The organism is Halobacteriovorax sp. ZH5_bin.2 (assembly GCF_043196375.1).
Classification (GTDB): domain Bacteria; phylum Bdellovibrionota; class Bacteriovoracia; order Bacteriovoracales; family Bacteriovoracaceae; genus Halobacteriovorax_A.
In genome coordinates, this window is sequence record NZ_JBEBMJ010000002.1 from 639,422 (window position 1) to 661,129 (window position 21,708).

Below are 21,708 nucleotides of genomic sequence, written 5' to 3' on the forward strand. Positions count from 1 at the left end.
GGCTATTTTAAATTTTATGAGAAAATTGGTACAGGTTTTCGAGAATCGTCGATGGCCACTAATGTAAAGCTTCCCTTAACAGCTTCAACTTGTCCTTCCTCATACATTCCCTCTAGCATAAGTCTTACTTCAACCACTAAGCTGCTATTTCCCACCTTTGTAATCTCACCTACAAGTTCAGCAAAATGTCCGCCAGGAATAGGCATATTGAAGTCAACTCGATCACTAGAGACTGTGACGAATTTCTTACGGCCAAAGCGTGTTGCCGTAATAAAGGCGACCTCATCCATCCACTTTAAAGTGTTTCCACCAAATAATGTATCGTAGTGATTAGTGCTATTAGGAAAGACGGCCCTAACTACCGTAGTTTTTGCGCGTGCAATCGCTTCGCTTAATTGCGCTTCATTCATTGCTTCCTCCTCGGGACTTAAAGATTTCGCTAGTTTGGGATCGGACTTTACCGTTGCGGGACAGTGCTGGAATTTCACCAACTTCACCACCTAACGCTAACCATCCTAAATCTCGAAAAACTTAAAGGCAATAAGAATTACAATTAAGCTGGCTAATTAACCTGGACGTGGTATTGAGAGTCAACAATAATTAATTAAGGACACATATTATGAAGAAATTACTATCAGTTGCGGCCTTATTTCTTAGCTTTAATGCCACGGCCGTTCAGACAACAGCAAGACCATTTAGCTTTGATGTTTATGCTCCAACTAATGAGTTAAATTTTAAGGTAACTCTTGAGCAAAGATGTCGCTATGAAATTCCAGTTTGGGGCGATAGCGCAAAATTTGAAGAGAAAAATAAAACAACACCACTAGTTGTTAAAAAGTCTAATCAATCAAGTGGACTTACTCGCTACACTTTCTCTTTAAAGCAAACTCAAAACTTAGAGATGACTGGTTTTTTTAAATACGGAAAAGAGTGTACAACAGGTATTAAGATTATTGTTCAAAGTGAAAAGTATGCAATTGGATGGGCAAATCAACTTAACCGCCCTATTGAGTTTAGCTTCTTAGATGAAATGTATGCTTATAAAGAATATGACACAGTATTTGAACCAAGTGATAATAAGAATATTAAATTGTTTGAAAATAATGAAATCTCACTTGCTTTTAAGTCCCTTCCAAAGGCCAATCAAGTAAATGTAACGATTTTATCCAATGGTAAGAAAATACCGGGTACTTTTAGCACCGGTGTTTTAAAGAACCCACAAACAGGACTTCCATATAAATTAAAGTAATAAAAAAGGCCTCTTTAAGAGGCCTTTTATCTTTTTAGTATCCTAGTTTATCGTAAACAACTTCTTCTTGCTCAGTCACACAATCTGTAACCGCAAAGTAAAAATCATTCTTTAATCTTGGCCAACCATTGCGAGAAACTTCAATCATTTGATCATACTTTGTATACCCTTTGATTTCGCAAGTTGCTTCATATGCTGTTGTCGAATAAGAATCATCATCTCCCCAAACTTCATCTAGAATAACAAAGTCTAGAACACAAGAGTTTGTCTCGGCATTACACATGAAAGTATCAAATCGAAAATTGAAATCACCTTCACACCAAGTGTCCCCACAGATATTATCAATCTCTGTTACAACTCTACTTTCTTCTTGAGCCGTTAAAGTATTTGCAAAAATTGATGATGCAAAGAATGCTAGAATAATGATTTTTTTCATGACTGATCTCCCAAATAATGATTTTTCGGGAATATAGGATGCGACACATTGTATGTAAATCCTATTAATAGCATTTACACGATCTAATTATTAGATAAATTAAAATAACTGCTCAATCATCTCAACTCCACGTGCAAGCTTACTAGAAGCTTCAGAGTCTCTTTCATTTCGATCCGCAATATCTCTTAAGTCACTAGATTTAATCTTCTTAGAGAGCTTAAATTTGGCCGTCGTGGCCTTCTTATCCACAAAGCCTGTGATCACGGCCGAAACATAGGCTTCATTCACCTGTGCGATGAAATCATTAACAGGACGGTATCTCTTGGCCTCTTTAATAAGCTTCTTTATTCGAGCTCCATCTTCAGAAACCTTAAGGCCTCGCTCCTTCATTTGTCGCATAAATTCCTGCATAACCCCTGCCCCACGCGTGGCCAGTCCAAGAAAAACTGAATCAATATTTTTTTGATTAACAGGAATACGACTTATATTTTTATAAATAAAAATTTCGGCACTAATTAAACCAGTCTCACTAGAAAGTGTTGCCATATCTCTTAAGTAGTTTGGGTCAATTTCATTTTTAGGATCATAGGCCCCTAGACAAATATTACAGGCCGAAACCTTAGCTGACTTATTCTCAGAGAAACAACAAACTTCACAACCGTAGCTCACATCAATCCCATGTCCATGGCGATAACCAAGATTATGTAGCAGCTCATGAAATACTATTCCTTCAAGCTCGTCTTTAGGAGGACCGTTTTTAATTGAACCTAGAAAGCCAGACTTCATTTTTGGATTTAGGGAGACATATGGCCCGTTGATTCCTAGGCTCTTTAGCTTGTTACTTCCGACAGAAGCATTAGCAATCGTTCCATCCCAAGAGTAATCTTTCTGATGACAGATTACCGATGTGGGCCTGACCTTACCACTTAATTGAATATTTAAAAGATTAATTATATTTGCGATCTCAGCTTTTGCCCCAGTCTCTTTATTATTAGTTCCAAGTTCTGAAAGACAACTCATTCCTTTATCAAGAGAGTTTCGCATAAGAGTTTCAAAATTATCATCACCAAAGTTATCAAGACAACTTTTATGGATATTTACTCCTGGCGTGAATTCATAGAAGCCATTATTGAGTTTTTCAAGAATTGGATCAAAATCGGAGATTAGGCCATCAAGAGAATTGATCGAATTTAAAAAGCTCTCATATGAACACATATTTACATCTTCACTGTTTTGAATATTTTGAATTCTTTTTTCAAACGCCAAAACACGCTTACCATTTTCAATACGGTAGAGTTTGTAAATAGACTCATTATCAAGATTCTCAATTAGCTCCACTCGATCAAATTTTAAATCGAAATTATTATCCGATTCAATCGTTGTAAGCCCACCCACGACTTTCATTTGATAATCAAATTTTCCATCGTAATTACGATCATTGAAATGTTCAATTAAGCGCTGATTTTGATAGCGAAAGATATTATCAATCTTTCCGTCTTTATTATCATCGAATTCAAAGGCCTGTCTTTCTTCTGACTTGGCAAGAATGCTAAAGAAGGACAAAATAAGAAAGATAAGAAATTTTGAGTTTAAATTCATCATGATATTTATTTATCGGAATAATCATGAAAAAAATGACAAAAAAGGCCCACAATTGTAGGCCTTAAGTATATGAAAATATGTTCTCTAGATTACCATGTGTTGTAACAACGTTGGCGACTTAACTTCTTTTGAGTTTGGTTATAGTAGATTGTGCAGCTATGGTACTCATAGTGAAGCATAAGCTTAACATGGTGATCCTCTTCCTCACCCACTGGCCAAAAGTTTGGAGCGTGAGAAACCTGTAGGTCCCAAAGACGATCAGCTGTACAAAACGCTTCCACAGAGTCGTAATTTAATAGATCAGCAGTGAATTGGATTGCTTCAACCTTAACTGCATCGTTTTCAAATCTTAGGCATTCATTTGATCCGTTAATGGCAAATACTTGCGTGCTTACAAAGAGCGCCACTAGCATCATAATTGTGTTTTTCATTTTTCCCCCTTATATAAGTGAGGAAGTTTTACCCATCAAACAATAATATGACAAAACATATTGCGTTAATTAGGCAGTATTGGCGAGAAAAGTACTATCAAAGGTTTGAAAGTCACTAATAATTGACACCAACTCAATATTTTTGAATTCAGGAAGCTCAATTGGATAGCCTCCACCAATAACCACTTCTATCTTTCGCTCAAGCTTCTCATCGATTTTTTGCAAATATGGAACAATACTTTTGAAATAGTCCCAGCTATCAGATGAGACAGCTCCTAGAATGAGCCCTTTGCAATTTAGGGCATTAATGGCCTCAGCTAAGCATTCAGCAGGATTTGCGGCACCAAGATAGAATGTTCCCACTCTTCTTATTCGACACAAAATATCTGCAATCATAATCGAAAGCTCGTGAAGGTTTCCCTCTGGTGTCGCCAGAACATAGCGTCCCTTTGTATCGTTGTTTGGAAGTCTAATCTGCCCAATTTGATCACGTATAATCGTCGAAATTATATGCTCTTGAGTAACACTGTAACTTCCCTCAAAGACTAGTCTTCCAATCTTTCTCATAACAGGTAGAACTACTGAAAAGATAAAATCTTGGGCACTAAGACTTAATCGCAAGAACTCAATTTCATTTCTCACATCTTCAATTTCATATTTAGCTAATGCCGAAAAGAGCTTATCGACTGATTGTTCGACCTTGTCCTCTTGCGACAAGCTTGACTCACTAATAGCAAGGCTCAACTCTTTAAGCTCATCTAGTGATAGATTGGCCACCTTAGAGATGGTTTGACCTGACTTTATAAGAGAGGCAATAATCTTGGCACGCGCTAGGTCTTCTGGGCCATACAAACGCTGACCGGCCTCATCTCGTATTGGGCTAAAAGCATTATATCTCTTCTCCCACATGCGAATTGTGTGAGGTTGAACATTACAAATACCTGATATTATTCGAATTGCTACATTTTGCTTCATTTTTTACCTCAATATCTCACAATTAAGTGTTTAAGTATTGTATATTGTATTATATATACATAACCTATACAAGGAGTAATTAATGGGAATTCTAATTACTGGTGCAACAGGGCTTATCGGCCGAGAATTAATTCATGAATTGGCCATTAATGGCCATGAAGATATTCGTGTTCTTAGTCGCGCTCCTAAGAGAGCTCAAGCTTCTTTTAATATTCCAATAAAATGTTTCTTCTGGGATCCGCAAAAGGCTCAGATTGATAAAGCGGCCTTTGATTCGGTTCATACTATCATTCATCTTGCTGGCGAAAATATTGGAGCAAGAAGATGGTCGAAAAAACAAAAAGAAAAAATCATCAATTCACGCGTGCTTTCAACTCGCCTACTCGTGAATACAATTAATGAAAATAAAACTTTGCCGATTAAGAAATTTATTAGCGCAAGCGCCATTGGAATCTATGGCAATCGAAGTGGAGATCAAGTCTTAGATGAGAAAGCAGACTTTGGAAGTGACTTTCTCGCTAAGACTTGCATTGCCTGGGAAGAAGAAACGTTCAATATCCAAAACAAAGAAATCATCGTCAATCATGTCAGGACAGGAATTGTCCTTGCTAGAGATGGTGGTGCTTTAGAGAAGATGCTTATTCCATTTAAACTAGGAGTAGCCGGAAAATTAGGAAGTGGTGAACAGATGATGAGTTGGATTCATCTTTCTGATATGGTCTCGATCTACCGCTTCTTAGTAGAAAATGACTTTAGTGAAAGAGTATTCAATGCTGTAGCACCTAAGGCCCACTCAAATTCTAATTTTACTAGAATCATGGGTAAAGTTTTAAAACGTCCAACTTTACTTCCAGCTCCAGGTTTTGCCTTAAAGATTATTCTCGGTGAAATGGCCACCCTTGTTCTTGATGGCCAAAATGTATACCCTAAAAATCTTTTAGAGAAAGGCTACAAATTCAAATTTGACCACCTTGAAGATGCACTTACTAATCTCGTTGGGCCGGAAAAGGAATTTAAACAAGTACAATGGGTCGAGCACCCATTAGATGAAGTTTTTGACTTCTTTAGTGACGAGAGAAATCTAGAGACAATTACACCTGACTCTCTAAGCTTTAAAGTACTTGGAAAAAGTACTGAACAGATTGAGGCCGGAACAATCATTGATTATAAGTTAAGCCTCTACGGTTTACCATTCAAATGGAAGACAGAGATTTCCAGCTTCGATCGAAACAAAGAGTTCACTGATACACAACTGAAAGGGCCATATAAGAAGTGGGTTCATACTCACGGCTTTAAGAAATATGCGAATGGAACATTGATGACTGATAATGTTTCTTACAAAGTTCCTATGGGAGAGATTGGAAGTATCTTTGCGGGAGCATTTGTTAGAAAAGATATTAATAAAATTTTTAATTATCGTAGCCAAAAATTATACAAAATTTTTGGTGAGACTGATAACCATGTTGAATAAAATTATAGAGGAGAAAAAATGAAGAAGCTCATGTTACTTATTGCCATTTTATCTAGTTCACTTACTTTCTCTGGATCTTCACTTCCCCTAGATACAGTTGATTATGTCGAGCTACAAAAGTACCTCGGTAAGTGGTATGAAATTGCCCGCTTTGAACAAAGCTTTCAAAAAGGTTGTGCCGCAGTTACTGCTAATTATAGTCTGCGCAAAGATGGAGACATTGAAGTTCTAAATACATGTCGCCAAGACTCTCCATCAGGAGAATTAAAGACGGCCAAAGCACGAGCTTGGGTTGTTGATAAGGAAACAAATGCAAAACTTAAAGTTCAATTCTTTCTACGTGGAATAAAACTTCCAATCTTTGCTGGAAATTATTGGATTTTAGAACTAGGTGAAAATTATGAATATGCCATGGTTGGTGATAATTCAAGAAAGTATCTATGGATTCTATCAAGAACAAAAGAACTTGATGAAAAGATCTACCTTGAACTAGTTGCCAAGGCGAAGGATCTTCACTTTGATACATCTAAACTAATTAAAACAAAGCACTAATCAATATAAAGGAGAACCCAATGTCTTTACGACCAAAAATTGCCATTAGCTCTTGTCTATTAGGTGAGAATATTCGCTATAATGGCGGTCACTGCCGTGAAGATTGGGTTTTCTCTGAACTTTCAAAGTTTGTCGATTTTGTACCCGTGTGCCCTGAGTTTGAAATGGGTCTAGGGGTTCCACGAGAAGAGATTCACTTATTCAAAGTAGATAAAGACTCTAACGAGGTTCGTTTAAGATCGAAGTTTTCAAAAAAAGATCTTACAGATGAGGCCCATGATATTTATCAAAAAATTCAAGAACGGATTGCACGTGAAAAAATAAACGGCCATATCTTCACAAGAAAATCCCCTACTTGTGGAACAGATAATGTAAAAACAATCACACTTAGTGATGAAAACTATGTCACAAAGTCCACAGGACTTTATGCTCAATACATCATGGAGGCAATGCCAAGCCTCCCTTATATCGATAGTGGGAGAATTAAGAACCTTGAACTAAGAGAGAATTTTGTAAAAAAAATCTTTTCACATTTAAGATTTCAAGAGCTCGATGGTTCAATTAGAGAACTTCAACTCTTTCATCAAATGTATAAGTATTCTATCATGGAGCACAATCAGAATAATTTAAGACAGCTCGGAAGCATTGCTGCCAATCACGAAAAGCTTGATGCTAGTGAAGTCTATATAAAATACTTTGATCTCTTCATGAAGACTTTAGATATTCTTCCCACAAGAAAAAATCGTCTTAATGCCTGCTTTCATGTATTTGGATACTTTAAAAAAGATCTTTCTACTCATGAAAAAGATATTCTTATCAAAATGATGGAAGATTATAAGAATGGCATTTCCAACTATCTAACAGTGAACTCATTTTTAAATATTCTCACAAATACACACAAGAAAACTTATCTTCAAGACCAGTATATTTTTGGGCCATATCCAAAAGATTTAAAGTTATTAAAGAATATTGCATAAGATGAAAAAAAAAGAAAAAGTTAATATATTTTGGTTTAGAAGAGACCTGAGGTTAAAAGATAATCGAGGACTTCTCTATGCACTTCAATCAGAAAAGCCTGTTATTCCAATCTTTATTTTTGATAAGAATATTCTTTCAAAACTTAAAGATGAAGACGATCTAAGGGTTAGCTTTATCCATGATGTAATCAAAGAGATCAAAGTAGAGCTCAATGATATGGGTAGTGATATTTTAGTCTTTCATTCTACTCCTGAAGAAGCTTATAAAAAGTTATGCAAAAACTATAATATAGGAGAAGTCTTTACTAATGAAGACTATGAGCCCTATGCAATTAAAAGAGATAATAAGGTAGAGCAAGTTCTTAAAAAGAACGAGATAAAGTTTTCTCGCTACAAAGATCACTGTATCTTTGCCAAAAATGACATTCTTAAAGAAGATGGTAAACCTTATGTTGTCTACACCCCATTTAAGAATAAATGGCTTTCAACACTTGCACCAAAAGATATCGCAACAATTGAAACTCATAAGTACTTCGATAATTTTCACAAATTTAATACAAAGAGTTTTCCAAGCTTAGAAGAGCTGGGCTTTATCTATAACGAGAAGGTAAAGAATCAAGTTAAAACGATAAAAGGCAAAGTGATTGATAGCTACGATCAAAACCGCGATATTCCAGCACTAGATGCAACTTCAAAGTTAGGAATTCATCTTCGCTTTGGTACGGTCTCACCTAGAAAATGTGCACAAGTTGGTTTTAAAAGGAATCAAGTTTGGCTAAGTGAATTAATTTGGCGAGAATTTTTTATCCAGATCATGTACCACTTTCCTCATGTTATTGATGGCCCTTTTAGAGAAAAGTATAGTCAAATTAAATGGAATAATAATAAGAAGCTATTTAAGAAGTGGTGTGAAGGTAAAACTGGATACCCTATCGTTGATGCTGGAATGCGAGAGCTAAACGAAACTGGACATATGCATAATCGTGTTCGCATGATAGCAGCTTCTTTTCTTGTCAAAGACTTACTCATTGATTGGCGCTGGGGAGAAGAGTATTTTGCAAGAAAGCTTAACGACTTTGAACTGGCCTCTAATAATGGCAATTGGCAGTGGGTTGCCGGAACAGGTTGTGATGCAGCTCCATACTTTAGGATTTTTAACCCTTACACTCAGCAGAAGAAATTTGATCCTGATTTTAAGTATATAAAAAAATGGGTACCTGAATATGGAACGTCAGAATACCCAGATGAAATCATTGATCATAAAATTGCTTATCATGAGACTTTAAAAGCCTATAAGGCCTGTAATTAAATACTTACACAAGGTCCGATGTTACGAGTGACGTTGAAGTCTGATCCATAATCATCACTTAGGTTATATTCGACAACAACTTCATCGTTTGAGTATTCATCAGCTGCAAGATGCTCATCACAACTAAGAACTTCAATACGATCATGTGAACCTTGATAATAGCGTCCATTCATATCAAATGCTGCTTGAAGGATAAGATTGCAAACTTGCTTTGCATCCCCTACATAGCAGAACTGACGTGCTCTAATCGAATCACTTTCATCGTAATTGAAACTAGAGTCACTAAAACCAATAATGGCACCTAGCTTCGAGTCAGATGTTATGACAAATGTTGAATTTAATGGATTTGCAAATGCAGTAGCTGCACTCACAAAAATGAGTGTAATAAAGATGTTTTTCATATTGAGCTCCCTAATACTAAATATGCTTGGCAATTTCTAGCATGGTAGACTCAATAAATAAAATATTTAAACAATCTTAATGAAATCTAAAAATTAATAACAAAAGTTGTATTCTCACTCTCGTTATCGATAAATAACTTATAACCAGAGCGTTCTATAATCTGTTTCGTAATAGCAAGTCCTACACCGTGACCATTACCAGACTTCTTTCTTGAATCACCTAATTCAAAAATCCCTTCCTGGGCCTTCATAGGGATACCTGTTCCACTATCAACGATCTTAATGAAGCGCTCTGAGGAAGATGCAACAACCTTAATCCAAGGTGAGTCCGTAGACTCTATCTCATCTAAAGAATTTTTAATTAAATTAACTAAGCAAAGACTTAACTCAGTCTCATTTCCTTCTATAGCAAAGTCATCTATTTCAATATCAACCTTTACACTATGGCGTTCAATCTTATCACTAACAAGCTCTAATGCTTCCTGTGTGATTTGGGAGATTGAAATCTTCTGTTTTGAAGAAGAGTAATTCTTTTTAAAAATATTCATATAGAGGTCTGTTACCTCAAGGATTTTGCCAATATGGCGACGTAACTTTTGTGTATAAGGAGATAGTTCCGTATCGATCATCTTATCAAGTCGATCATTTGTCGTATTTAGAACAAAGAGATGATTTCTAATATCGTGAGCAATACTTGCTGAAGCAAAACCAAATTGAGCAACCTTAGAAAGCTTAACCATATCTTTTTCAAGGTTATACATCTTAGTAAAGGCCAGGTCTTGATAATACATATTAAAACGCATCGATTCGAATACGTAACCGAGGTAATAAATTGGAACGAGGTAACCGACCGTTTCAGTTCCAATCATCGTATCCCAGCAAGAAGCAAATAAAGTAATTAGTACACCTGCCTTAAAGAGATATTCCTTACCTTCCCTCTTATTAAGTTCGCGCCAAATGATAACCGTTGTGTAAAGGATAGTTACAAGCCCAAAGAAACCGACAATAACGACTAAATTACTTGGGTATATTGTTAGATTTAAGGCCTGAGTAAAAAGAGTTGTCGGCGGGGTTTCACGAGGAATAAACATGAGGTCAATATCAGTGAGCAGATAGAGGAAGCCTCCAACGACCTGGAAGATTGAATGACCAATACAAAAAACCTTTGCCGGTTTTAAAAGCTTCAAATCATGACCAAAGAACCCTTCGATGGCCTTGATATAACAATAGTAAGTGAAGTATGCGAAAAACCAATACGTAAGAAGTAGAAAATTAGATAGCTTAATATCTGTAATATGGGTATTTAAAGCAATTAGGATAGCGTATGAGCCCGCACTTAAGCACATAGCGATATGCCAGAAGACCTTGCGACTAAGTAACTTCCTAGAGGTATAAACCCCTATTGAAGCTTGGTACAAGAAAAACGCAAATGCGAAGGTCGTTACATATCTAGTAAGTACCTTGTATTCTTCGATGCTCATACAGTAAATATACTATATTTAAAATAATTAAAACACCTAAAAATGCCTGATTTTATTAAAATTATCTCAAGACAGTTGGTAAAGGTCTTATAACACCAAATTTTGACTCAATTATGTTCTTCTTAATACTCTGCTCTTTCATGAGCTCAACGATCTCTAATGCGCTCATATTCGGATTTTGTTCTTTAAGATGTGCTGCCATATTAAGTGCCATCGGAGATGCCATCGAAGTTCCAGAATGACGAATCTTCATATCACCAAGAAGAGCGGCCTCAACTTTTGTTCCAGGGGCAAAGAAGTCAACATAGTTCGAGCTGTAGTTTGAAAAGTCGGCCATTTCATAATTTTCATCACTTCGCCACTCACTATCCGTGGTTGCTCCAATAGTTATAACATTTGGATAAGCGTAGCAAGCTGGATACATACAATCACGACTTCCATTTAAGAAGCGACCATCATTTCCTGCGGCTACAAAGAAGACTACATCGGGGTTATTTAAAAACATATTTTGAAGACTGCGATAAGTCTTACGATCCACAAGTCCTAGGGATTGATGAGGAAAAGAAAAACTCATATTAACAAAATCAACTTCTGAATTTTGTAGTTTTTTAGAAATCATATCCAAATACTTCGACTCTCCAAAGTCGCCAGCAAATGCAAGAAGTGAAGCTGACTTAAGTCCCTTTAGAGCAATTGAAGAGACATGTGTTCCGTGAGAAGTGATTGGGCCAGTTGTCCCCTTTGCTTTAATCGTCTCAAAAGGAATACCATAAATACCGGCCTTCTGACTTGATCCACCTCCTGTACGAGGAAGGAAGCCAGAAAAAGGATTCATAAATTTGATATCGCTGTCTCCATCAAAGTGGACACCTAGAATATTGTCGACAAAGCCGTCACCATCATTATCTTCTTTATTAAAAGATTCAATGGAGTTGATGAGGATATGGTCTTGAATATCTTGGTGATTATGATCAAAGCCAGAGTCAATAACAGCGATCTTAACAGTTGCATCACGAGGCCCGCCAGCGACCTCACCAATTTCATTCTGAATATAATCACCAATTTTGACGTCATTATTATTGAAGACATCAAAACCGATAATGCGTTTATCATCATAGATAAACTTATATTTAAAGTCCTCTCCATCAGGATTAATCACTTTTCTTTCAACAATTAAGTCATCAGAAATTCTATCGATATTTTCTAAAATATGAGTTCTCTTATCAAATCCATACTCTTTAAGGACAATTTCTTGTTCACCGTTTTTTTGAATTAAGACCTTAGATTGGACGTGATTATTTTGAGTGTTAAATACCGTTTTATAAAAAGTGGAATCACTTTTGTACTCGTAAGTAACTCTTGAGATCTGTTCTCCTTCTATCGTGTAGAAGTTTTGCTTGATCAGTCTATTATTTAAAAAGAATTCTTCGGATGAGATTTTATTATTCTTTTCAAAGTATTTAGAAATACTTTTCTTAGTACCGTCAATACATGTTTTGACATTACCATCAAGAGTGCATGACTCTGCTGCTAAAATATTTGTAACTGAAACAAGGGAAATAAAAAAAGGGATTATTTTCATAATCCCTTTATATCTTAATTTTGAATTTTATTTTTGAAATTTGAAAATTCTATGTCTCAGTTTAAAATTTAGACACTTCTTAGTTTAACTCACAAGTGTAGTTAATTTCATTCTTTTGAATTAGAAAACAACGGTAGCTAATATCAATTGAAACTGAATTTTCATCGATTATAATTTTCTCTTTATAACCTGTCTCTCCGCCGAAATCACCACAAGCATCTCCACCTGGACGATTAGAGCTTGTTGAAACTAAAAGAGTATCATTTTTGATGAGCTTGGCACTATCAAGAAGAGCAACAGAAACTGGATTTGCATATAAATCAGGATTATCAGTATCAAACTCTACTCTTACAGCGTCACTATCACTCTCAACAAGAACCGTACAATTTCCTCTTTCCTCTCCATTCATTATAACCTTTCCAGATTTCCCATTTAGGTCATTTAAATCTGAAACGAAGTTATCTAGATTAGAGCTTGCTGATACGTTTGCAGAAAGTGCAATTAAGACTGCTAAAGATAGTAATTTCATATGATTCTCCTTTAAATTTTAATGTTTTATAGAGAATCTTATACTGAAGAAATAAAATTTAATCAGGTTAGTATGTAATATTAACCTACCTGTCAAAAGTTTATGACAAAGGTTGTATTGGGCATATTTCGGTCCAAATCCAGCTCAAATCCGGCCCGCCCTAGTAACTCCTTAGTGATAGCAAGCCCAATCCCATGGCCACCATCGTTATTCTTAGTTGTATAACCTAGTTTAAATAGCTCTCGTTTACTGACATTCTGTATTCCACTTCCACAATCAATAATCGACAGCTTTCTCTCTTTAGAAACTGATTTAAGCTTAACCCAGGGAGATGTGTATTTTCCTTCACTTGAAACTTCCTCCAATGCATTTTTTAGGATATTAACCAAGCAGATTGTCACTTCTGTCTGATTACAACTCAATTCAAAGTCTTCAACTTCTACGATTAATTCCACCTGTGCTTTTTTAAACTTTTGCTTTACCAGCTCTAAAGCTTCTTCAATAACGACACTAATCGATGTCAGCGTTTTCTCATTATTCGTATTTTTCTTAAAAATATTCATGTAGAGATCTGTAATTTCAGTGACTTTATTGGTGTGCTTATCAATTGAGAAGTAGGTATTTTCAATATCCATTGGTCTCTTTTTAATCAGCCTTTCAACAGATGTTTTTATGATGAAAATATGATTTTTGATATCATGAGCAATACTGGCTGCAGCAAAGCCAAATTGCGCAATTTTAGAAAGTCGAATAACCTCGCTTTCAAGGTTGTACACTTTTCGATAACTAAGATGGCGATAATAGACATTGAACCTTACTGCCTCAAAAGCATTTCCAAAGTAGTATAGTGGCAAGATCGCACCTGTTACCTCAAGCCCAAGAAGAGAATCATTTAAGACCACAAGAAAGCTTACAACAATACCTATTCGTAGGAAGAGTTCTCGCTTTCTTAAGCGATTTAATTCAAGCCAAATCATCGTACACGAGTAGAAAACGACAATAGCACCAAGTCCTCCCAGGAGTTTTCCTAAAAGATTAGGAGAGACATTAAAATGCATTGTTTTGGCAAAGAGATTATCTTTTATGTAATGATGATTATCAAAGAGAAAGTTATAGTCAAAGAGAGTCGTAGAAAAGGAGCATACTAGAAGGATAGAAACAAAGCTTAAACAGTACAACTTAGCAAATGAAAGTCCTCTAACCTTGTGACCAAAATAAACTTCAACCGTTCGCAAATAACAGTAGAAGGAACTATATGCACAAATCCAAAATATAATTAAAATAAAGTCAGAGAGCTTTTGATTTATAAAATGAGTGTTAAAGGCAAAGACAAAACAATAGCAGGCCGTTGATAAACACATTGCTGCCGGCCAGAGTATATTTCGATCTCTTATCTGATAATAATTCGTTAGACTCGCAAAGAATTGATAAACGAAGAATGAAAAAACAAATGTCGTTAAATATCTTGTAAATGATATATATAAGTCAAGTTCCACAAACGTTCCTCAAAAATTAATGACTTAGTTCTTAGTATAATTGCTATCAAAATATAATTTATCAGAATAACTAAAAAAACTTGAAAACCACTAAAGATATTAACCACTTACAATAGGTTTATTCACTCAGATCAATCGTAAAGGTTGTATTAGGTGATTTATCATTTAGCCACAAATTAAAGCCGGAGCGACTTAAAAGCTCCTTAGTAATGGCAAGCCCAATCCCATGGCCGCTGCTCTTCTTGTTACAGGTGAAGCCAAATTCAAAAATATGCTCAGCAGTACGAGGCTCGATTCCACCTCCACTATCAACGACATGAATAGATTTATCATGCCCTTTAAAGATAAGCTTCACCCACTTATTTGTACCTTCATTACCTTGAACAGCTTCTAGAGCATTTCTGATGAGATTAACCACAGAGATGACTATCTCTGTTTTATTACAGTGAATGGTAAATTCATCGGCCACAATTTCAAGCTTAACATTGGTGGCCTCAAACTTAGGAAATACTAATTCTTCAATTTCTTGAATAATTTCTAAACTAGAATAGTCCTCTTTCTTTGAGGCAATATTATTTTTAAAAATATTCATATAGAGATCAGTTATCTCTAGAAGTTTATCATTGTGTTTTAAGATTTCCTCATAGGCCCTCTGCTTATCTTCGACTTTATTGCGAAGAAGCGAGCTAATCTTTACCTTGATAACAAAGATATGATTCTTTATATCATGAGCAATACTTGCAGCAGCGAAACCAAATTGGGCCACCTTGGAGAGCCTAATGACTTCATTTTCAAGATTAAATAATTTTTCAAAGGCTAGCTTACGATAAAAGAAGTTAAATCTAACGGCTTCAAAAGCATTTGCTAAATAATAGATTGGAATGAGGGCCCCTGAAACCTCTAAGCTTAAGCATGTGTCATTAATTACTGATAAAATCGTTAAGACAATCCCTATTTTTAATAAGTATTCTTTCGAGTTCGACTTCTCTAACTCTTTCCAAATAACAGCACTTGCAAAGAAAACAGAAAGGGCACCTAGGCTGCCGACAATTTGTCCAAAGATATTCGGAGACATTGCAATCTGGGCCGACTGATAAAAGAATGACTCATTTACAATACTCTGGGCCGTAAAGATAAAGCTATTGTCAAAGATGATATAAGATCCCAAAGAAATGAGTTGAACAATCGTAAGGACGAAAATAACAACTTTTGGAATCTTTAAAAATTTTAAGCTCTTACCCAAGAATGCTTCAATTGCATGCATATAACAATAGAAAGCGATAAATGCAAAAATCCACAAGAGATTTAAAATGGCATTTGACGTCTTAATATCTGTAACATGAGTATTTATAGTGAAGAATAGACAGTACATAGCAGAGAAGAGACACATCTGCGTATACCAAAGACTAGAACGTTCCTTAATAGTGTAAGAGCTAACCAGTCCTGAAAAGAATTGATAAGTGAAGAAGGCCAAGAAAAATATCGTAAGATAACGTGTAATATGAATATAGATATCAAGGCTCACGCCATCTCCCTCTTAGCAGAATACACAAATATTATGTACCTTACGTATCAAACATTCAAGAACTACTGTAGATTCTCACCCCCATCATCCATGTGTTCAGGACGCTTCCAATAACTATACTGCGGAGTCCAGTCACTTGAAGAGACTCCGGCCAATGTTAGAATATTCCACATTGAACAAAATTCATCCCCAGGACCGAAAACCGCAGAATTCTTTCGATAGACCTTAGTGCCAACTTTTTGATAACAGACAATTCCAGGCATATTCACCTCACCCGCAACGACGCTTTGTTCTTTTATATAATCTCCTCCCCCATGAGATAATATATTAAAGCGCCACCCTCTCTCATTTGCAAAGCGACGTTGAATTTCTGGATCATCCTTAGAAACCAAAACCAACGAACACACACTCTCAATATGAGAAACAAGGCCGTTAATTCCATCTCCCCACAACGTGCAATAACGGCATGCCTGTCCCATATTATGAATCATAATAAGTTGATCTTTATCCCCAAAAAGATCATATAAATTCACGGCACCAGTTGTGCTTCGAAAAGTGTAATCTTTTACTTCTTGAGCTGGTTGATCTTTACGCAAAGCTGCAACCTTTTGAGTTAACTCAAATAGCTCTTTTTCTGCTTCTTTTAGTGCTGAAACATTTCCCATATAAACTCCAATCGAATGAAGATATATTCGTTTGTGGATACGGGGCCGTCAATTTACGAAAAGGTAAAGAATTGGAAATCTATTTTAAACAATTGATTAGTTCTGTAATAAGCTTTTTTGTATCTCTATTTTCAAGATAATTTTGCCTGACACAAATATAGATACCATGACTACTTTCTTTCTTCTTATAGATCTTTAGCTTTTTAGATTCATTAAAGCTTGATGAGGGAACAACACAAAAAAGACCACCAACTTCACAAAGAGTCAGCATTGCCTTGTGAGAGTTTACACAGCCGACTGCTTCAAATTTTGATCGCCAACTCTTTCCTAAAGAACGAGACAAAAAGTTTTCGGTATAGAGATCTTCTTTACGATAAGTAACAAGCTTTCTTTTTTGCTTGCTATCTTCATTTAGAGGGCCAACTAAGTATGTCCCATCACGACAGACTTCAAAGGCGGCCAAGCTTTTTTGCGTCGGAATAACATGGGTCATAATAATATCTAATTCACCTGCTTGTAGCTTTTCAATCAGGTTAATGGCAGAGTCAAAGTGTAAGTCAAAATGACCAATATTCTCCCTATCGTGTAATACATTTAAGGCCGGCAGTAAAAACTTCTCTCCGGCTTCAAAAATACTTCCTACCTTCAAATCAATTCTTTGTGCTTTATTTTGAATAGCACCACTTATTGTATTAAAGCTTGGAAGAACTTGATCGAGGAAAGCCTGACCTTTAACTGTTAAAGAAGTTGTTTTATTTGATCGAACAAATAGCTCATAGCCTAGCTCATCTTCTAAGAGCTTGATCTTACGAGAAATCGCAGGCTGAGAAGTATTAAGCTCTCTTGCCGTTTGCGAAAAATTTAAGTTCTGCCCGAGATGGCAAAAGACTTCAATATAGTTGAGATTTATATTCATGCCATTTCATACCATATCATTATGATATTTCAAAACAGCATCCATACTCTTTCATTATTACATGTAAAAAAAGGGAGCATGAAGCTCCCTTTAAATTTTTAGTAGCAATAAGCGTTTTGAGTAAGTAGAACTTTTTTTGAGTCCACTAGGTAAACCATTTCCTGCTCGCAATCTGTTTTTACAGGAACATAAATTTGCTCACCTTCATCATAGTAAACATCAGTCGTCTCTTCTGACCATAGGACATTGAAGAAGACTTCTTTATCTTCTGCACTACTATTTGAGTAGTATACGTAAGTTTTTGGACCAAAATATGCTTTTGCAGTTTTTTCAACAGCTTTCTTTGCTTGTGCAATTACTGAGTTTGAAACAGGTGCTGCAACTGAAGTAAGTGATAGCATCGCTACCATTAATAATTTTTTCATCTTATTCTCCTCATAGGTTTTTTGTCTAAATAACAATTTTTCTATTTAAACGTCTACGAGTATTCGTAGGTATGTAATTTATTCTTCTAAATATTTTAGATACTTATAGTGTCTACTTTTTTGACTCCCTCATGATTATTTACACTTATCACCACTTATTTCACCACTAAGCTATATTGCACGCATGAAAAATATAAGAAAGATCGTAACTAAAGGTATAATTTTATCAACTCTCGTATCGAGTGCTTTTGCACAAGAGAATAACTACTTCTGGCAACAGGAGTCTTTTAATCCTCTCCAACATAATTGTGAGTGGCGCTATGAAGGCTGTGTATCCGTAGATGAAACTCAAATTGATATGCGCTCTCAAGCAAAGAGGATGCTAGATGAAATCTATAGCTGTAAGAATACTATTCAAGGCTGTAGTGATGAAGAACAAAAACGCATTGATGATATGGAAGGTATCAAAGGGCGTATTGGTAATGAAACCATTCGTGGTGGAATGAACCCAAAAGAATTCTCTGAATTCCTAAGAAAGTATGATCCTAGTGATAATAAGAAGGGTTACTTTATTCCTCTAGGTCTAAGCGATAAAGAAGCACTTATGCTTGCCGCTTCCACTTCTCTTGGACTTGTTATGTTTGCTTCTGATGAAGAAACAATGGACTTCATTCAAGATCATAAGAATGGCTTTACTGAAAAACTAGTATACCCAACTAATAATCACGAGCGTCTCATTATGGGAGGTGCTGCTGCAGGTTCTTACTTCATGGGAGTAGTCCTTGAAGATGGAAAGCTTAAAAAAGCAGGTCTCTATGTTGTCACATCTCAAATTGCGACACAAATTGTAACGGAAGGCTTTAAGAAAACTTTTGGCCGTCAAAGACCAAATAAAGATCTTGGAGCGTATGCATTTGGAACGGAAGGAAAATCATTCTTCTCAGGCCACTCTTCAGGAGCATGGTCATTTGCAACTGTATTTGCTGAAATCTACAAAGACAATAAAGTCGTCCCATACCTTGCCTATGGTGTTGCGGCCCTAACTTCATATGGACGTCTACACGACAGAAAGCACTGGTTATCTGACGTATTTGCAGGTGCTATCGCAGGTCACCTCATCACAAAGCTTGTTATCAGAATGCACGAAAGTGATGATAGCGAAGGTGGACTAATGGTTTTTCCAAGCTGGAATGCTGAATCAGGAACATTCATGGTTAATTTTGAATGGACTCCTAAGAGAAAGAACTCGCAGGGAGAATTTCAGTGTAAAAAGATGCCTGAAGGAAAAGAGAAAATCCGTGCTTGTATCTATGAAGCTTACTTAAGATCACAAAACTAAAACCCGGGCCAGCAAAGCTGGCCTTTATACGTATAAATTTTATCGACTAACTATGATAAATTTCGATATCCCCCTATAATCAGGCAACTTGGAGATATTATGAAGAAGTTGAAATCCCTAGCTCTATTAGCTTTTATTAGTATTAGCGCTCAAGCTCAAGCGGCCCGTATCTGGTCATCAATCCCCTTTGTAAGAGGAGCGGATCTTTGCGCCTATAAGCAAGCCTACTCGCAAACTCGCTCAGAGTATATGAGTGAGATGACAGGTTTAGCATCAGAGCTTATGCAATCAGGAGCAAAAGGAAGCGAGGCCTTACAAATGCTTGTTACTTTCGATGCCTTATACGACAAGAACGTAAGACTTGCCACTCAACATAAGTATCTTGATGTGACGCTCGAAAATACATTTAAAGCATATTTTGATGGTTACTATCGTGACTTTCCAGTGGTTGATAGAAAACTAGAATTCGTCCAAATGAATAATATTCGTTATATCTTTAATTCAATCAATAATGGTCAAAGACCTGGATGGATTCCTGATAATGCAGGAGAGCTTGTTGATTATATGGCCTATGGTTCATATTCATTTGCCCCTAATTGTCGAGGTAATATCCAAGTAACTCTTACTCTTGTAGGATCAGATGGATCGACAAAGAATTATCAGGGAATAGGACAACCTTCAGTTGTGATGTCTCAAATTGCTTCACGTATGTTTGAGGACTTTCAAAGAACACAATTTCCATCAACACTTAGAGTGAATGGAAGAAAGCTTACAATTATTGGAACTCATAATGGATCAGTCGGAAGAGTAACATCATTAAGACAAGCAGAACGAGCTTGTGACAATATGTATGCAAGACTTCCTAATGGATCTGAACTTGAGGCAATTGATGCTTACGGTGATTGGAACGGTGGAGTTTCAATTCATCAAAATATCTGGGCACTTCGTGGTGGAAAGGTATATCACCCAGGACTTATGAATCCCTCACCAGTACGTGATCCATGGTCAGTGAATGCAAAAGTCTTGAATTACTACTGTGTTCGCTAGAGCTTAAAAAGTTTTTTAATTTCAGTGTCGGGTTTAACCTGCCCGGCACGATAATCCATAACTTTCTTTCTCTTCTCATTAAAGTAGTGATGAAGATGAATAAGAACTCCAAATTTATCGTCAATTTCCATTTTAGAAATAAGAAAGCCGGCCTTAAGCTTTGGGATAATAACCGCATTATTCGTAGCGCAGTGGCGAGAATAAACCATTTGAAAGCCCTCTGCCTCTAAAATAGCGAGAGTCTTATCAAGCATGGCCCCATAAATACCATGGCGACGATACTCAGGAAGAACGGCCGAGTTACACATATAATAAGTTGTACTATTTTCTTGGAAACCCCAACTCCAGCCAATGAAATTCTCATCCTTATCGAAGGCCGCAAGACAGAGTTGATATGGACTGCCCATATTCTCTTTTAGTCTTTTAATATTAGCTAATTCTTCTTCTGAGAGAATGTCCCAAAGAACATAACTATGGTCTTCTTCAAAGACTTCTTCTTTGTGTGCTTGATAATACTTATCAAATTCTTTGCCTTCTAGGATTCTAATTTCAAATTCCATCATAGAGAAATGATACAGGAAATACGGATGGGTGCAAATGAATTAAGCAAGATTTAAAGAGGAGGCTACGCCACATAACCTCCCCCATTTTAGAGTCTTAGAATCTAAAACCAATACCGACACCAACAAGGAGAGGATCGATATCAACTTCAGCATTCACAACTCCAGATCCAGTATCAACTGTTGCATCTGTTTGTAAGTAAAGTTTTTTTACGTCAAAGTTTAGATACATATTTTGTGCAACCTTGATATCTGTACCAAGCTGTAATGCATATCCAAATGAATCATCGTACTTAGTTGAGGCCATGCCTCCAGGAACTTCTCCATAAAAGATTGTGTAGTTGATCCCTGCTCCTACATATGGTTTTAAAATACCAAAGTCCATATGGTACTGAGCAAGTAATGTTGGAGGTAGAAGAGAAACACTTCCAAGGCTTCCTGTTCCATTTAGATTTACGTCATGAGTTGCTGTTGCAAGAATTAATTCAACAGCAAAGTTTGGATGGAAGAAGTAAGAGAAGTCGACTTCAGGTACTGATTCGTTATTAATTGCAATATTACCACCGATACTATCACTAACATCAGGGCTTACACCAAGCGCTCTTACACGCACCATCGCGTTTTCTTGCGCGAATGAAAAAGAATTAAACATTAAGAAAAATAGAATTGAAATGATTGATGTTTTTTTCACAAAAACTCCTTATGTGTTTTTTTATATAAAAAAAAATAACAAAAGAGTT

General features: G+C 36.2%; 23 protein-coding genes and 1 riboswitch. Of the genes, 7 read left to right on the forward strand and 16 right to left on the reverse strand.

Going from position 1 to position 21,708, the window contains the following annotated elements; all coding sequences use genetic code 11:
- Positions 1-14: 14 nt before the first annotated feature.
- Positions 15-410 carry an acyl-CoA thioesterase gene (locus ABMA76_RS08195; protein WP_392907158.1) on the reverse strand — a complete coding sequence of 132 codons (396 nt, stop codon included), beginning with the start codon at positions 408-410 and terminating at the stop codon, positions 15-17.
- 19 nt (positions 411-429) lie between these two features.
- Positions 430-534: riboswitch (cobalamin riboswitch) on the reverse strand.
- A gap of 85 nt (positions 535-619) precedes the next feature.
- Between ABMA76_RS08195 and ABMA76_RS08200 the strand changes: the two genes are divergently transcribed.
- On the forward strand, positions 620-1,249 hold the full coding sequence (locus tag ABMA76_RS08200; protein ID WP_392907155.1) for a hypothetical protein: 630 nt from the start codon (positions 620-622) through the stop codon (positions 1,247-1,249).
- Between the two features lie 34 nt (positions 1,250-1,283).
- Here ABMA76_RS08200 and ABMA76_RS08205 read toward each other — a convergent pair whose 3' ends face one another.
- The 4 genes from ABMA76_RS08205 to ABMA76_RS08220 form a co-directional block, all read right to left on the reverse strand.
- Entirely contained in the window at positions 1,284-1,685 is a 402-nt protein-coding gene (locus ABMA76_RS08205) for a hypothetical protein (protein ID WP_392907152.1), read from the reverse strand.
- Between the two features lie 99 nt (positions 1,686-1,784).
- Positions 1,785-3,287 (reverse strand): hypothetical protein, encoded by a 1,503-nt coding sequence (locus ABMA76_RS08210; protein ID WP_392907149.1) that lies wholly within the window; start codon positions 3,285-3,287, stop codon positions 1,785-1,787.
- Between the two features lie 89 nt (positions 3,288-3,376).
- A complete protein-coding gene (locus ABMA76_RS08215; protein WP_392907147.1) occupies positions 3,377-3,718 on the reverse strand; it encodes a hypothetical protein in 342 nt (113 codons plus the stop codon).
- A gap of 69 nt (positions 3,719-3,787) precedes the next feature.
- The gene (locus tag ABMA76_RS08220; RefSeq protein WP_392907144.1) at positions 3,788-4,693 is read right to left on the reverse strand and encodes a MerR family transcriptional regulator; all 906 of its coding nucleotides are present in this window, start codon (positions 4,691-4,693) and stop codon (positions 3,788-3,790) included.
- An 82-nt stretch (positions 4,694-4,775) separates the two neighbouring features.
- On the opposite strand from ABMA76_RS08220, the gene ABMA76_RS08225 reads away from it, so the two are divergent.
- Genes ABMA76_RS08225 through ABMA76_RS08240 form a run of 4 tightly spaced genes read left to right on the forward strand, consistent with a single transcriptional unit; the run spans position 4,776 to position 9,002 of the window.
- Complete coding sequence (locus ABMA76_RS08225; RefSeq protein WP_392907142.1) at positions 4,776-6,164, forward strand: TIGR01777 family oxidoreductase; 1,389 nt, start codon at positions 4,776-4,778, stop codon at positions 6,162-6,164.
- 18 nt (positions 6,165-6,182) lie between these two features.
- Positions 6,183-6,716 carry a lipocalin family protein gene (locus ABMA76_RS08230; protein ID WP_392907140.1) on the forward strand — a complete coding sequence of 178 codons (534 nt, stop codon included), beginning with the start codon at positions 6,183-6,185 and terminating at the stop codon, positions 6,714-6,716.
- A 20-nt stretch (positions 6,717-6,736) separates the two neighbouring features.
- Positions 6,737-7,693: a YbgA family protein gene (locus ABMA76_RS08235; RefSeq protein ID WP_392907137.1), complete on the forward strand. Its 957-nt coding sequence runs from the start codon at positions 6,737-6,739 to the stop codon at positions 7,691-7,693.
- A 1-nt stretch (position 7,694) separates the two neighbouring features.
- Entirely contained in the window at positions 7,695-9,002 is a 1,308-nt protein-coding gene (locus tag ABMA76_RS08240; protein ID WP_393061335.1) for a cryptochrome/photolyase family protein, read from the forward strand.
- On the opposite strand, the gene ABMA76_RS08245 is transcribed toward ABMA76_RS08240, so the two are convergent.
- The 9 genes from ABMA76_RS08245 to ABMA76_RS08285 all read right to left on the reverse strand — a co-directional run bounded on the left by ABMA76_RS08245 (position 8,999) and on the right by ABMA76_RS08285 (position 18,022).
- Complete coding sequence (locus tag ABMA76_RS08245) at positions 8,999-9,403, reverse strand: hypothetical protein (protein WP_392907132.1); 405 nt, start codon at positions 9,401-9,403, stop codon at positions 8,999-9,001. The genes ABMA76_RS08240 and ABMA76_RS08245 overlap by 4 nt on opposite strands.
- A gap of 86 nt (positions 9,404-9,489) precedes the next feature.
- Positions 9,490-10,884 (reverse strand): ATP-binding protein, encoded by a 1,395-nt coding sequence (locus ABMA76_RS08250; RefSeq protein WP_393061337.1) that lies wholly within the window; start codon positions 10,882-10,884, stop codon positions 9,490-9,492.
- A gap of 61 nt (positions 10,885-10,945) precedes the next feature.
- Positions 10,946-12,466: a S8 family serine peptidase gene (locus ABMA76_RS08255; protein ID WP_392907128.1), complete on the reverse strand. Its 1,521-nt coding sequence runs from the start codon at positions 12,464-12,466 to the stop codon at positions 10,946-10,948.
- A 79-nt stretch (positions 12,467-12,545) separates the two neighbouring features.
- On the reverse strand, positions 12,546-12,995 hold the full coding sequence (locus ABMA76_RS08260; RefSeq protein ID WP_392907126.1) for a hypothetical protein: 450 nt from the start codon (positions 12,993-12,995) through the stop codon (positions 12,546-12,548).
- Between the two features lie 92 nt (positions 12,996-13,087).
- Entirely contained in the window at positions 13,088-14,491 is a 1,404-nt protein-coding gene (locus tag ABMA76_RS08265) for a sensor histidine kinase (RefSeq protein WP_393061339.1), read from the reverse strand.
- Between the two features lie 118 nt (positions 14,492-14,609).
- On the reverse strand, positions 14,610-16,016 hold the full coding sequence (locus ABMA76_RS08270) for a sensor histidine kinase (protein ID WP_392907121.1): 1,407 nt from the start codon (positions 16,014-16,016) through the stop codon (positions 14,610-14,612).
- Positions 16,017-16,078: 62 nt separating this feature from the next.
- On the reverse strand, positions 16,079-16,681 hold the full coding sequence (locus tag ABMA76_RS08275; protein ID WP_392856589.1) for a DUF899 family protein: 603 nt from the start codon (positions 16,679-16,681) through the stop codon (positions 16,079-16,081).
- 79 nt (positions 16,682-16,760) lie between these two features.
- Positions 16,761-17,597: a LysR family transcriptional regulator gene (locus ABMA76_RS08280; protein WP_392907118.1), complete on the reverse strand. Its 837-nt coding sequence runs from the start codon at positions 17,595-17,597 to the stop codon at positions 16,761-16,763.
- A gap of 98 nt (positions 17,598-17,695) precedes the next feature.
- On the reverse strand, positions 17,696-18,022 hold the full coding sequence (locus tag ABMA76_RS08285; RefSeq protein ID WP_392856594.1) for a hypothetical protein: 327 nt from the start codon (positions 18,020-18,022) through the stop codon (positions 17,696-17,698).
- Positions 18,023-18,206: 184 nt separating this feature from the next.
- Between ABMA76_RS08285 and ABMA76_RS08290 the strand changes: the two genes are divergently transcribed.
- Both ABMA76_RS08290 and ABMA76_RS08295 read left to right on the forward strand, forming a co-directional pair.
- Complete coding sequence (locus ABMA76_RS08290) at positions 18,207-19,361, forward strand: phosphatase PAP2 family protein (protein WP_393061341.1); 1,155 nt, start codon at positions 18,207-18,209, stop codon at positions 19,359-19,361.
- A gap of 99 nt (positions 19,362-19,460) precedes the next feature.
- A complete protein-coding gene (locus ABMA76_RS08295) occupies positions 19,461-20,408 on the forward strand; it encodes a hypothetical protein (RefSeq protein ID WP_393061344.1) in 948 nt (315 codons plus the stop codon).
- Here ABMA76_RS08295 and ABMA76_RS08300 read toward each other — a convergent pair.
- Complete coding sequence (locus tag ABMA76_RS08300; protein WP_392856598.1) at positions 20,405-20,971, reverse strand: GNAT family N-acetyltransferase; 567 nt, start codon at positions 20,969-20,971, stop codon at positions 20,405-20,407. The two genes, ABMA76_RS08295 and ABMA76_RS08300, sit on opposite strands and share 4 nt — an antisense overlap.
- 94 nt (positions 20,972-21,065) lie before the next feature.
- Complete coding sequence (locus tag ABMA76_RS08305; RefSeq protein ID WP_393061345.1) at positions 21,066-21,659, reverse strand: OmpW family protein; 594 nt, start codon at positions 21,657-21,659, stop codon at positions 21,066-21,068.
- Between the last annotated feature and the right edge of the window lie 49 nt (positions 21,660-21,708).